This window comes from Parabacteroides sp. PH5-46 (assembly GCF_029892785.1).
In the GTDB taxonomy this organism is placed as follows: Bacteria; Bacteroidota; Bacteroidia; order Bacteroidales; family Tannerellaceae; genus DFXE01.
Genome location: NZ_JARXXA010000030.1, coordinates 1 through 12269, shown reverse-complemented (window position 1 = coordinate 12269; position 12269 = coordinate 1). Strand labels below are relative to the sequence as shown.

At 36.7% G+C, this 12269-nt stretch carries 14 protein-coding genes; all 14 read right to left on the bottom strand.

Annotation, left to right across the window (positions count from 1 at the left end; genetic code table 11):
• Window positions 1-73: 73 nt before the first annotated feature.
• Window positions 74-808 (bottom strand): cation diffusion facilitator family transporter, encoded by a 735-nt coding sequence (locus tag M2470_RS18275; RefSeq protein ID WP_255489688.1) that lies wholly within the window; start codon window positions 806-808, stop codon window positions 74-76.
• A gap of 64 nt (window positions 809-872) precedes the next feature.
• Window positions 873-3050 (bottom strand): TonB-dependent receptor, encoded by a 2178-nt coding sequence (locus tag M2470_RS18270; RefSeq protein ID WP_129733296.1) that lies wholly within the window; start codon window positions 3048-3050, stop codon window positions 873-875.
• A 521-nt stretch (window positions 3051-3571) separates the two neighbouring features.
• Window positions 3572-3991 carry a DUF302 domain-containing protein gene (locus M2470_RS18265; protein WP_229058434.1) on the bottom strand — a complete coding sequence of 140 codons (420 nt, stop codon included), beginning with the start codon at window positions 3989-3991 and terminating at the stop codon, window positions 3572-3574.
• A 313-nt stretch (window positions 3992-4304) separates the two neighbouring features.
• Entirely contained in the window at window positions 4305-6023 is a 1719-nt protein-coding gene (gene arsA, locus M2470_RS18260; RefSeq protein WP_129733297.1) for an arsenical pump-driving ATPase, read from the bottom strand.
• A gap of 5 nt (window positions 6024-6028) precedes the next feature.
• Window positions 6029-6358: an arsenite efflux transporter metallochaperone ArsD gene (gene arsD / locus M2470_RS18255; protein WP_129733298.1), complete on the bottom strand. Its 330-nt coding sequence runs from the start codon at window positions 6356-6358 to the stop codon at window positions 6029-6031.
• Window positions 6359-6480: 122 nt separating this feature from the next.
• Window positions 6481-6702 carry a ferredoxin family protein gene (locus M2470_RS18250; protein WP_129733299.1) on the bottom strand — a complete coding sequence of 74 codons (222 nt, stop codon included), beginning with the start codon at window positions 6700-6702 and terminating at the stop codon, window positions 6481-6483.
• 11 nt (window positions 6703-6713) lie between these two features.
• Window positions 6714-6947: a thioredoxin family protein gene (locus M2470_RS18245; RefSeq protein ID WP_129733300.1), complete on the bottom strand. Its 234-nt coding sequence runs from the start codon at window positions 6945-6947 to the stop codon at window positions 6714-6716.
• Window positions 6948-6975: 28 nt separating this feature from the next.
• Window positions 6976-7674 (bottom strand): aromatic aminobenezylarsenical efflux permease ArsG family transporter, encoded by a 699-nt coding sequence (locus M2470_RS18240; protein ID WP_129733956.1) that lies wholly within the window; start codon window positions 7672-7674, stop codon window positions 6976-6978.
• On the bottom strand, window positions 7674-8102 hold the full coding sequence (locus tag M2470_RS18235) for a nitrophenyl compound nitroreductase subunit ArsF family protein (RefSeq protein WP_129733301.1): 429 nt from the start codon (window positions 8100-8102) through the stop codon (window positions 7674-7676). Before M2470_RS18235 ends, M2470_RS18240 begins: the two co-directional genes overlap by 1 nt.
• A 30-nt stretch (window positions 8103-8132) precedes the next feature.
• Window positions 8133-9167 carry an ACR3 family arsenite efflux transporter gene (gene arsB / locus M2470_RS18230; RefSeq protein WP_129733302.1) on the bottom strand — a complete coding sequence of 345 codons (1035 nt, stop codon included), beginning with the start codon at window positions 9165-9167 and terminating at the stop codon, window positions 8133-8135.
• Complete coding sequence (locus M2470_RS18225) at window positions 9160-9594, bottom strand: arsenate reductase ArsC (RefSeq protein WP_129733303.1); 435 nt, start codon at window positions 9592-9594, stop codon at window positions 9160-9162. The genes arsB and M2470_RS18225 overlap by 8 nt, the downstream gene beginning before the upstream one ends.
• 12 nt (window positions 9595-9606) lie before the next feature.
• On the bottom strand, window positions 9607-10440 hold the full coding sequence (gene arsM, locus M2470_RS18220) for an arsenite methyltransferase (protein WP_129733304.1): 834 nt from the start codon (window positions 10438-10440) through the stop codon (window positions 9607-9609).
• A gap of 88 nt (window positions 10441-10528) precedes the next feature.
• The gene (locus M2470_RS18215; protein ID WP_129733305.1) at window positions 10529-10861 is read right to left on the bottom strand and encodes a metalloregulator ArsR/SmtB family transcription factor; all 333 of its coding nucleotides are present in this window, start codon (window positions 10859-10861) and stop codon (window positions 10529-10531) included.
• A gap of 67 nt (window positions 10862-10928) precedes the next feature.
• Complete coding sequence (locus tag M2470_RS18210) at window positions 10929-11942, bottom strand: IS110 family transposase (protein WP_129733306.1); 1014 nt, start codon at window positions 11940-11942, stop codon at window positions 10929-10931.
• Window positions 11943-12269 lie beyond the last annotated feature (327 nt).

Sequence of the window (12269 nt, the reverse complement as noted above, 5' to 3'; positions counted from 1 at the left end):
TTACTATTCTTATGAGATCTGCAAATTATTTGAGAGAAAATATACAAATAATTTGCAGATCAAATGACATTATTTAATTTTTAGCAAGTTTCAATATCCTAATTGCCCCTCTTATAACAATAAGGAATACAATACTACCGATAATAAGGTCGGGTATCTGATTATTCAACTGCCATACTAAGAATCCGGCAAGAATTACCCCTGCATTTATTATTACATCGTTGGATGAAAAGATGATACTTGCCTGAATATGGGCATCTTTGCTCTTCGTCCTTTGAAGTAAAAGCAAACATATAACATTAGCAATCAAAGCAAGTACGGATATACCTATCATTGTTTGAAAAACAGGCATTTCCTCTGTACCTGTAAACCGTCTGATTACCTCTATAAAACCAACGGCAGCCAAAAGTATCTGGAAATATCCGCAAATCATAGCAACACGCTTCTTACGGCTTACGGCTGCACCGACTGCAAACAAACTTAATCCATAAACAAAAGCATCAGCAAGCATATCAAGGCTATCAGCAACCAATCCCATAGATTTGGATATAATACCCGTTGACATTTCAATCAGGAAAAAGCCGAAGTTAATAGCCAGTACAATCCAAAGGACTTTACGCTGTTTGCTATTTTCCTCTGCCTGGACTTCTCCTGTTACTTCTTTACTTTCAATAAAGCGTGAACCGAGATTCAAGGTAGCAAGCTGCTTTTCGATTTCCTGATAGTCGCCTGTATGGTAAACAGTAAATATCCTGCCTTTCAGGTCAAATTCCTGCTTTGCAACACCCTCTATATTTTGGAGTTTCATCCGAATGAGGTTTTCCTCACTCGGACAATCCATTTGTTCAATTTTAAAAATTGATTTATTCATTTTACAATTTAATTATAATCCCGGTATTCAGGATGAAACCGTCCAACGGTGCATAAATGTCCCGAAATTCAGGATTAGTCATCGAACCCGTATGAATGGTATCAAACCTTGTCTGCCGTCTGTCGGTAAAGTTCTCAAAGTTAGCATATATTGAGAACTTTTCCCAAATTCGTTGCATCATTAATCCGAAGACAAGGTAATCCTTACCTGTTTTACCGTCATTCAAATTTTGTTTTCCGGTATAATAAGCTTCCAATCCGATTTTCCATTTATCTTCCACCTCATACATTAAAACAGAATTGATTTTATGTTTCGGGGTTAAGGTTTTTTGGTAGCTTCTGCCGTCTTCCTTTACATCAGCATCCGTATAGGTATATCCGAGAAATAAACCGAAATCCTTATACTTAATTTTCATATTGGTTTCAGCCCCTTTACTATCCACGTGACCGTTAATGTTATTAAACTGCCAACGATTATTTTCAGCAGCTTGCAGTTCAAGCGGATTTTTCAGGTAAGTATAAAAGAATAACTGGTTTATACTTAAAAATACTTGGTCGCCGAACAAACCCGTTTTATAAGTAAAATCCACATTTGCCCCATAACTCCTTTCCAGTTTGTTCCTGTTGTCATCTATCGGCAAGACATTCTGAAACTGGATGCGTTCGCTATCTTCCGAAAAAATGGTAGGTGCTTTATATCCGAACCCACCACCTACACGGGATGAAAATTTCTCCGTTATCTTGAAATGAGAAGATATACGGGGTAGAACTGCAAAACCGTAATCGTTAATATAATCGGTACGCAATCCGCTTTCAAGATTCATCCAGTCCGTTATTTTCGTATTGTTCTGTACAAATACGCCTACGGTAGTCATATTGTAATCACGTAAAGGAAAATCGGTCAGTTTTTCTTCGGTAAACTTATCCGTCCACACATTCGCACCCGCTACCCATTCCGTTTTTTCTTTTGTATGTATATAAGATACTTCTGAAAAAGACGATAACTGGTCGCCGTCAAATTTGAAATCGGGAATCTCAATCTTACGGCTGAAATAAGTAATGCTGTTCTTTACATTTAATCTGTTTTGTTTGTCGAAACGATGTTCAAATGTAAGTTGGCTTGAATGCCTTTGTGTCTTGTTTCTTTCAAAATAGGAATGTTCTTCGTTTCCCTTATCTTTTACATACTCCATATCACCACCCAGACGGTTTTCAATCATGGAGTTTATACCGAAATTAAAATCTGTGTTTTCAGACAGGTACAAGAATAGCTTAGGATTAAATACAAACCTGTCGAACTTTGGTATTGCCGTAAAGCCAACATCTGACGGATCATAAGCCCAGTTACGGTTATACGATGCAAAAACGGTAGTACCTACCTTGTTGAATTTCTGACCGAAAAAGCTGTTTACATCAAGCCCTTTACCTGTTGTCCCATTCAGGTGGATTGAGAAATCCCTTTCCTTTTCAGGCGTTTTCGATATAAGGTTTACCAGTCCCGCAATAGCACCGCCACCGTATAAAGTAGAAGAAGAACCTTTTATTATTTCAACCTGCTTTAAATCGAGCGGTGGTGTCTGTAATAAACCTAATCCGCTTGCTGCACCTGAAAATACGGGAAAACCGTCTTTTAGTATCTGTGTATATCTACCGTCCAAACCTTGAATGCGAATAGATGAATTACCCGATATGGCTGATGTTTGTTGTGTCATAATACCCGTGCTTTCATTCAGAAGCATACGTATATCTCCGGGTTTCATCACTCCTTTTTCGCCTAACTCTTCGGCATTTATAAATTCAATACGGGTAGGAATATCTTTAAAAGTACGTGTCCCCCTTGTTGAAGAAACAACTACTTCCTGCAATGTTTCTTCATCAGGCTCAACCCTGATAACGATAGGTTCATCCGAAGCCAACGGGAATGTAAATTCTTTTATGGTCTTTTCATATCCTACATAAGTAATTTCAAACCTCTGTTTACCGTCTGGAATATTGGAGAGTACCGCTAATCCTTCAGCATCAGAAGATGTTCCGTTCGTAGTATTTTGAAGTATAATATTAGCACCGATTAAAGGCTCTTTGTTATCACAGTCTATTAGTTTAACGTTAAGTGTATTTTGAGCGAAAATATTGGAAATGCTGAATACTAAGAATAGCATCAGTATAATTTTTGTTTTCATTTTATTTCTTGTTTTTAAATCTTCAACTATAAATGATATGAGGATTACGATATTACAAAGAATGTATTATCGTAAAAATTGCAGGGCATATTCACAACGACCTGTATAATAAAAATTAGTTTATGCTTTTGGCGGTTGCCAGATTGAAGATTTATAATCAGAGAGAGCGTTTTTTACTATATAATCTGATTTATAATCAGGTATAGAGCCTAAAATTATTATTATTGGATTATAAAAACGGGCTTCCGGAAATCCGGAACAGGTATTACAATGTAGAAAAGGGGAACAACAACTATCATCGGAACAGTCGTCACAACTATTGCCTATGTCATTGCTCGTTTCAACGGTATCTGTATATATAGCTAAACATTTATCCTCAAAACAACATGGCATTACTGATAACAGTAATACATATATGGATAATATGAGGGACAAATATTTCATGCTGCAAAGATAGCGATTATGTTTTGCAACTTAGTTGCAAGTTTCGTACTATTTTCACAGATTATCTACTGTTTAATTTACGATTCTATTTCGGCTATTGCTTTTTCAATTTCAGCAAAGGCTTCGCTCATTACTTCCTCTACCAGTCCGCCGATTTGTGCTGCCATAGCAACCGAATTCATGCGCGAAATACGGGTTATACCATCAGAAGTCTGATATATAGATATGCGACATGGAAGTAATGATGAATAAAGACGTTCCATATCATGCTCCAATATTCTGCCGGAATATTTGGGGTTGCACAATTCTATGACTTTTATCGGTAGCACTTCTTTCCCATTTTTGCGAAGCGTTTCCTGCATATCATGAATATGCTGTATTTTCCAGTTTCCGAGAGACTGGATTTTTTCGGATAGTTTATCGAAGGTTTCGTCATAACTGTAACGGCTTACGTTTTCTAAAAACATTGCGCTCTCAGGTTGTTCTGTTGATTTCATGATTCTTTTTTTATATTACTCTATGTTATTATTTAAACAATTTTCTTGCCAAAAAGGTTGCATAATACGTTTATTATCCGCTTTATTTTTACTATTTACATTGCATGAAGATACAAGCACCTTACATAATTTTATAAAGATTTTGATAGTCAATTTTTAACAGCTAAATATGCTAAAAGTCTGATTTTCTTTAAAAATGGATGTACATCATCATTAATTTAAAATAAAAAAGATTGATGAAAATCGAAGATTTTTAAAAGATCTGCAAATTATTCGTTTATTTTCTTCAGAATAATTTGCAGATCGTTCTAAATTACACTTTTTCCTTCCATTCAATAACGGCAAAGTTCCCGTCTGAAATCTCCTTCACTTTATTAATCCATTGCACTTCACTTAATGCTTTAGCTTTAAGGAATGGACTATTGGTTGAAGTCAGCAAAAGACTGGAATTAACCACCCACCATTTATTCTTAATTCTGGCACGTTGTAAGTCCTGTTGCAGTCTTTGTGCTTCAAACACAGGTGTTGTTTCCGGCAGGGTTACGATAACCACTTCCGTTTCCTTTTCGCTTCGCAAGCGAGGTAATAGGTTTTGAACCGCAGGGGTGATATTTCCCTGTGTCCGTTCTACTTCCTTATGATAACTTTGGGTTGAATCCAGCAGCAGCAACGTGTGTCCGGTTGGTGCAGTATCTATCACAACCACTTCATTATCCGCTTTGGCAACTATTTCGGCAAAGGAATTGAAAACGGCAATTTCCTGTGTGCATGGGGAACGCAGGTCTTCTTCGATATAACTTAAATCAGCATCACCCATTGTTTCCCTTGCTTTGTCAAGCACATTTTTCTGATAGGCAGCAAGCACCGCTTTTTCATCTATATGGCTTACTGTGATGCCGTCTATTTTCGTTTCGATATAAGCCAAATGGTTTGCAGGGTCAGTTGTAGTCAGATGCACTTTCACTCCTTTTTTAGCCAAACCACGAGCAATATTCCCGGCAATGGTAGTTTTGCCTACACCGCCTTTACCCATCGTGAAAATCACCCGTTTACCTGTTTTGTAGAGGTCTTCAATAACGCTGTCAATCGTATTGAAACTACGTTTCTCAATATCCGGACTTTCGTTCTTTATGGCTACATCCGCATTCAACATATTACGGATATTATCAATGCCTGTCATGTTATAAGAACGAAGCGGAACAATATAGGTGTTCAGTTTTAGCAAGGCTGCCGAACGGTTATTCAGCGCATTTTGCTGGTGTTCATAAATCTGTTTGGAAATACTATCGTCTGCATCGTAGTTTTCTAATACGCCATTTATGATTAAATGCTGTGTTTCGATACCTATATCCGACAACTCATTGGATGAACGTTCGACCTCTTTCAACGGGCTGTCTTCCGGTCGGCTGACAAGGAAGAGCGTTGTTTTAGACTTATCGGTTAGATTTTTTACCGCATGTTTATATACATCTTTGCGGTCTTCCAAACCTGATAATTGTCCTAAGCACGAAGCTCCGGTCGTATTTTCGTCAATAAAAGTATCCCACGCAGAAGGAAGTTGCAACATACGGAGTGTATGACCTGTTGGGGCTGTATCAAAAATGATATAATCATAGTTTTTGCTCTTATCTTCGTCAGTGATAAAATCAGAAAATTCATTGAACGCTGCGACCTCTACTGTGCATGAACCGGATAGTTGTTCTTCCATATTAGCAATTACACTTTCAGGTAATTTACCCCGATATGGAGCGATAACCGATTCCCTGTATTCGGCAGCCGCTTGTTCGGGGTCAAGGTTTACAACAGTCAAGCGGGGTACATCTTTAATGGGAGTACCTTTATTGTCTAACGGCATATCAAATACATCCTGTAAATTGGATGCCGGGTCGGTACTCAACAACAATACTTTTTTTCCACTATCTGCAAGACTTACAGCTGTAGCACAGGCGATAGATGTTTTGCCTACACCGCCTTTACCCGTGAAAAATATATACTGGGTAAGTTTTTCGTTTGAAGGATTATACTTTTTCATGTGGGTTATTTTTTTATTGTTAGTTCATCTTCTGAAATATCGAGCCATTCTGCAATCTGCTTATTTGATGGATACGCCTTTTTTATAGCAATTTCACCATCAACTGTGATTAGAGGAAATACGTCTGCTCCTTCTGCCATAAGGCAATCATTGACAACCTTCGTGGTTACATATACCTGAGGATGGTCTCGCAAGTTAAAACGTTCAACTATAATTCCTTTTTGTTTCAATGTTTCAACCACAACTGCTATACGCATCAACTCAGGGTCGATATTCACTCCGCACAATCCGGTAGGACAGCATAATGCAGGGTCATAAATTTTAATTGTTTTCATTTTTAATATTTTATTTGTTATTAATTCTATTTATTCAATGTTCGTAATGTAGCGAACTATTTGGTTAAAAAAATAGACGCTATCTGATTCAAAACAGCATCTATTCAATGCGTACAATTCTATCAATTACAGTAATCCATTGTTGCTGCATCACCAAAGTAACTGATTGCAGCAGTAGGGCAAAGAGGTTCGCAACCATGACAACCAGTTACACATCCATCAGGATATACAACTACTGGTTTCTCATTTTCTATCGCATAAACTCCTTTCTTGCATTTTTCAAAGCAAGCGGAACATCCTGTACATTTTTCCGAATCAATAATCGGATACCATGTGCTGCTCATAATGTGATGTTTTATAGATTCAGGGATTTCTTTATTTCTTCTTCACTCGGAACATACCCTTTCAACTTTACTTCTCCATCAACAACAACCGCAGGTAAAGACATAATGTTATACTTCATAATTTCAAGTATATTTTCTTCCTTCTTCAAATCGGCAGCAATGTTATTATCTGCCAACACTTTCCGGACAGATTCATAGGTTGTTTTACATTTGGCACAACCTGTACCTAATACAATAATCTCCATATTATTTATCTTATATTGTTATTTCTAATTAAATGCTTGTAATTATGTAGTAAATACCCACTATTATAAAAACGGCAGCGACAATCCATTTAAACCATTTCTGGAAGACACTCATCTTATTGTAGAATTTGCCTACGTTGCTAACACTGTATGCCAACAGCCATGCAATGATAATTACAGGCAACCCGGTAGCTATGGCAAATACAGGGGGAAGTAATAACCCTGACGGGCTGGCAATAGTCATCGGGATTAATCCACCAAAGTACAATACACCGCTATAAGGGCAAAAAGCCAATGCAAACAGCAAACCGAGCAGGAAAGCGTCGAGGTAGGTTTTCTTTCCTTTCTTGTTTTCTATTTTTGAGGTTAGCTTATTCATTCCCGGAACCTTTATTTTAATAATGTCCAACATGAATATCCCGATAATGACTAATGCTATCCCAAGCCACATTCCCCCAACATTCTGCAAAAGTTTAGCTACCTGAAACTGACTTGCTCCAAAATAGAAAATCAAACCAAGTGCCGTATAGGTAAACATTCTGCCGAGTGTATAGAATACGCCATTAAACATTACTCTTCGCTTATCGCCTATATCTTTACTAAGATAAGCGGTAGCTGTAATGTTGGTTGCCAATGGGCAAGGACTGATTGCAGTCATTAAGCCCAAAAGAAACGCCGTTAGTAATGGAAAGTTAGAGCCATCCACAAGATTCTGTAAAAACTCCATCATAATCTTTTATTGACTTCGGTTTTGATCAGGTCAGTGAGGTTTTCGGGAGTATTCAAAGCGTTGGCAAATGCCTTGTCGGTAATATCTATGGAATTATCCCCTTTGGCAATAATAAGGGCATTCCATGTTACTTCATATTTTTCTACGAGTGAAGCATTTTGTTTTTCATCGGTTTTTACTTCAATGAATTTCACGTGTGGATTGTCTGCATAAAGTTCTTTTATTGTCTTCTCTGTTACATCGCCTACCGCAATACAGGTTTTACAGCGTTGTTTACCGTGGAAATAGTAAACGTTCACCACAGAAGCATCCGCTACTTGCTCTTTAGCTTGCGTTTCAGTGGCTTGTCCGTTGTTTTTTTGTGCATTACCACCACAGGCTACCAGCAATATGGCAAAAAGCCCGATTAAAATACTTTTTTTCATACAATGTGTTTTTATTAGTTTGTACTATGTTTATTTATAATATTTCTTCCGAAGCCAAAAAGCCAAGTTCACTAACAGGATTAATACCGGGACTTCGACCAATGGCCCGACTACTCCGGCAAAGGCTTGTCCGCTATGTAATCCGAATACGCCGATTGCCACTGCGATAGCCAGTTCAAAGTTGTTTCCGGTTGCAGTGAAAGCAATAGAAGCATTTTTATCATAAGAAGCCCCCATAAACTTACCTGCGAAGAAACTAAGCAGGAACATCACGACAAAGTAGATAAGCAACGGTATGGCTATCCGAACCACATCCATTGGTATTTGTACAATCAATTCACCTTTCAGGCTGAACATAAGAACGATTGTAAATAACAGTGCAATTAAGGTTATCGGGGATATTTTCGGGATAAACTTTTCCTTATACCATTGTTCTCCTTTCAATTTCACTAATATAAGTCGGCTCAATATTCCCATTAAGAAAGGAATACCTAAATATATAGCAACCGTTTCGGCAATCGTACCGATGGAAATATCAACGATAGCCCCTTCAAACCCGAAAAGGGGAGGAAGTTTCGTAATAAACAACCAAGCATAGAAACTGTAAAAGAATACCTGAAAGATACTGTTCAGGGCTACTAAACCTGCACCGTATTCCGTATTTCCTTCCGCAAGGTCATTCCACACAAGCACCATTGCTATACATCTCGCTAATCCGATAAGGATTACACCTACCATGTATTCAGGGTAATCGTGTAAGAAGATGATGGCAAGTACAAACATTAATATCGGCCCGATAATCCAATTCAGGATTAACGAAACTGATAATATTTTTACGTCCTTAAAAACCTTCGGTAATTGTTTATAATCGACTTTTGCCAATGGCGGATACATCATTAAGATTAAACCGATGGCTAAAGGGATGTTTGTAGTTCCACTGGATAATGAATCTATTGTAGTGCTGAAAGATGGGAAAAAGTAACCCAGCCCAACCCCGATAGCCATTGCCAGGAATATCCAAAGAGTGAGATTCTTATCTAAAAAACTCATTTTCTTCTTACTCATTGCCTTTTATTTTTTCTATGTATAATTTATAAAATGCTTCTTTTATTTCATCCCGTACCCGGATATATTCCGAATGGATAAATTCTGGTGACCCTTTTGCTTCTGACGGATCTTCAAATCCTATGTGCAAACGGTTTTTCACTTTACCGAAAAAAGTAGGACAGTTTTCATTTGCCCCACCACAAACCGTAATGACATAATCCCATTCTTCATTCAGATACTTATCTACACTATCGGAAGTATGGCTGGATATATCTACTCCGGCTTCTTTCATTACTTCTATGGCTTTGGGATTAACCTTTCCGCTTGCATTTGTCCCTGCAGAGAATACTTTTAATGCAGGGTCGAAAGATTGCAGGAAGCCATGTGCCATTTGGCTACGGCAACTATTGCCTGTACAAAGAATTAAAACTTTTTGTGCATTCATATCAAAACATTATTAACAGCATCCGGAACTACAATCGCAAGCACTTTCAGGTTTTACACCTGTTACTGTAATAGAGAATATCTTTGAATTATTCTCCTTGTATTCATGGAATGATTTTTCATCAAGATGCTCTTTTAGGATATCATCAGGGACAACGATAGGTTTTTCCCTTTGTATTTTCACCTGTAAAAAACCTGCACTGAAAATCTTAACCATATATTGTTCTTTAGGAATTGCTCCTGCAATGCATCCGGCGTATAATTCTGCTACTTGTTTGATGGATTCAGGTAATTCACCTTCTAAAACCACATCCGAGATGCAGAAATGCCCACCGGGTTTTAAAACCCTGAAAATTTCATGGAAGATTTTATCTTTGGTTGGTAATAGGTTTAATACGCAGTTACTTATTACAACGTCAACGGAATTACCACCAATAGGCATATCTTCTATTTCACCTTTGCGGAAAGTGACATTTGTAAAACCTCTCTTTTGTGCGTTATTTCTTGCCTTTTCTATCATAGCATCTGTAAAATCAATACCGATGATTTTCCCTGTTTCTCCGACTTCAGCGCGGGCTACAAAACAATCATTTCCTGCCCCGGAACCTAAATCCACAACAAAATCGCCTTTTTTTAATCCGGCAAAAGCTGTAGGAAGTCCACATCCCAGACCTAAATCAGCATCTGCTTCATAGCCGTCAAGCTGACTGTAATCCTCATTCATAATGTTATACACATTATCAGAGGAACAGCATCCAGAGCCACAACAAGACGACTGGTTATCATTTTGTAAAGCAAGTGCGCTGTATTTTTGCTTTACCATTTCTTTAATTTCTTTATTTTCCATATATAATAATAAGTTTATCAAAAATTCAATTCGCTTTAAAGCGAATTGTCTGTAGGTTCGCAAACATACGAACTTTAAAGATAAAAAATTATGTATTACAACAATTGTCTGATATTTCTACTTCAGTCAATAAAGCTTCAAATAATCTTTTCGCTAAAGACCAGTTTTTCTGATTAATGCAATACTTAACAGATGGCAATGTAATTTCACCTTGTATCAAACCGGCATCTTTTAATTCATTCAAATGTTGCGATAAAGTGCTTTTCGCTACTGGTAACACTTCAGACATATCTCCATGATAACAACATTCTTGACTTGCTAACAATTGCAGAATAGCAATCCGTACAGGATGCGAAAGGGCTTTGGCGAAACGTGCCATTTGCACCTGCTCAACCGTATATCTTTTCTTCACTTTTTCCATCTTCTTCATTTTATAGTTCGCAAATATACGAATAGTTTTTTAATTCGCAAATATACGAACAGTTTTTTCAGACAACAAACTGATTAGTATAATTTGAGTTGTATAGTTCATTATTCTTTATTACGGCAAACATGCGGGCTACGAGTTTGGCTCTGATAGCATTTAGTACTGACATTTTATTTTTGCCCTCAGCAACTTTTCTATCGTAATATACCCTTAATCCACTATTCTTATTTTGAATAGCAGATAAGGCTGCTAAATGGAGTAAAGATTTTATACTTTTATTTGCTCTATGGGAAACCCGATTTTTAGAATGCTGACTACTTCCTGATGAATAACTGAATGGAGCAACACCCGCATGGCAACAGAATTTACGACTATCTGTAAATCGTGTAAAGCCTTGTGTTTCCAGTATCATTTTTAAAGAAGTTTTTTTACCTATTCCTTCAATGCTCAATAATAATTTCATCTGATGAGATAATAAAGCATCCTTTGCTACAATATCCTCAATCTCCGCTTCAATATTAGCTATTGCTTTATCTAATTCTTTAATAAGCAGAGATAATCTCTTTGACTTCAATTTATAGACTCTATCAGGCATATATTCTTTTTGATCTGATAATTGAGCTTGGTATTTAGCTCTATCAACACATAGCATATTTAATTCTGTTGTTAATAGCTTTATTGATTCAACACTTATAGTTGGGTGGTTATATATTTTAAGTTTATCTATATAACGATAGGCATATAAAGCAATACGCTTTGCATCTACGGGATCATTTTTTCCTCGTTGCAACCCTGAACTGTATTTTATTTGAGTAGGATCTTCTAACCAAAGTTTATAGTTTCCGGCTTGACAAGAGATTGTTAAAGGATAAATATATAATCCTGTAAATTCAGCACATACTACTATTTGTTCTGCATCTATATTTTGTTCTGCACAAATTACAGATAAGTAGTCCTCGATACTCTTTTGATGATTTGAAATAACATCTTGTTTCACCACCACACCATTACTCAGGAGGCAACAATCCAAGTTCTTTTTACTCACATCAATTCCAATAAAATAATAGTTTCCCATAATAAAGTGATTTAATGATTTATAATTTGGAAAGGCATTTGAATATATCCTAAAAACCTTAAATATCTTTCAGATAAAATTCTTATATAGGTCTAATCCAAGACAAATAACAAGTTCGTTATAGTAACATAAGTTATTCCTATTTTCCATGCTGATTTACTTGTTATTTTCCTTTCTTCTTAATTCATAACGTAAATCATTAAATATTCTTGAAATTAAATGAATAAAATGAGTCCCAAATAGTAACATAGACTTTACATTTCTCTTTTTCCATACGGTTCACTCATTATAGTTTATAAAATAATTACAATGCAAACCTAAGGTTTT

Coding starts and splice junctions, on each gene's coding strand:
- M2470_RS18275 (WP_255489688.1), bottom strand. CDS start 808: ATGAAACTCCAAAATATAGAGGGTGTTGCAAAGCAGGAATTTGACCTG.
- M2470_RS18270 (WP_129733296.1), bottom strand. CDS start 3,050: ATGAAAACAAAAATTATACTGATGCTATTCTTAGTATTCAGCATTTCC.
- M2470_RS18265 (WP_229058434.1), bottom strand. CDS start 3,991: ATGAAATCAACAGAACAACCTGAGAGCGCAATGTTTTTAGAAAACGTA.
- arsA (WP_129733297.1), bottom strand. CDS start 6,023: ATGAAAAAGTATAATCCTTCAAACGAAAAACTTACCCAGTATATATTT.
- arsD (WP_129733298.1), bottom strand. CDS start 6,358: ATGAAAACAATTAAAATTTATGACCCTGCATTATGCTGTCCTACCGGA.
- M2470_RS18250 (WP_129733299.1), bottom strand. CDS start 6,702: ATGAGCAGCACATGGTATCCGATTATTGATTCGGAAAAATGTACAGGA.
- M2470_RS18245 (WP_129733300.1), bottom strand. CDS start 6,947: ATGGAGATTATTGTATTAGGTACAGGTTGTGCCAAATGTAAAACAACC.
- M2470_RS18240 (WP_129733956.1), bottom strand. CDS start 7,674: ATGGAGTTTTTACAGAATCTTGTGGATGGCTCTAACTTTCCATTACTA.
- M2470_RS18235 (WP_129733301.1), bottom strand. CDS start 8,102: ATGAAAAAAAGTATTTTAATCGGGCTTTTTGCCATATTGCTGGTAGCC.
- arsB (WP_129733302.1), bottom strand. CDS start 9,167: ATGAGTAAGAAGAAAATGAGTTTTTTAGATAAGAATCTCACTCTTTGG.
- M2470_RS18225 (WP_129733303.1), bottom strand. CDS start 9,594: ATGAATGCACAAAAAGTTTTAATTCTTTGTACAGGCAATAGTTGCCGT.
- arsM (WP_129733304.1), bottom strand. CDS start 10,440: ATGGAAAATAAAGAAATTAAAGAAATGGTAAAGCAAAAATACAGCGCA.
- M2470_RS18215 (WP_129733305.1), bottom strand. CDS start 10,861: ATGGAAAAAGTGAAGAAAAGATATACGGTTGAGCAGGTGCAAATGGCA.
- M2470_RS18210 (WP_129733306.1), bottom strand. CDS start 11,942: ATGGGAAACTATTATTTTATTGGAATTGATGTGAGTAAAAAGAACTTG.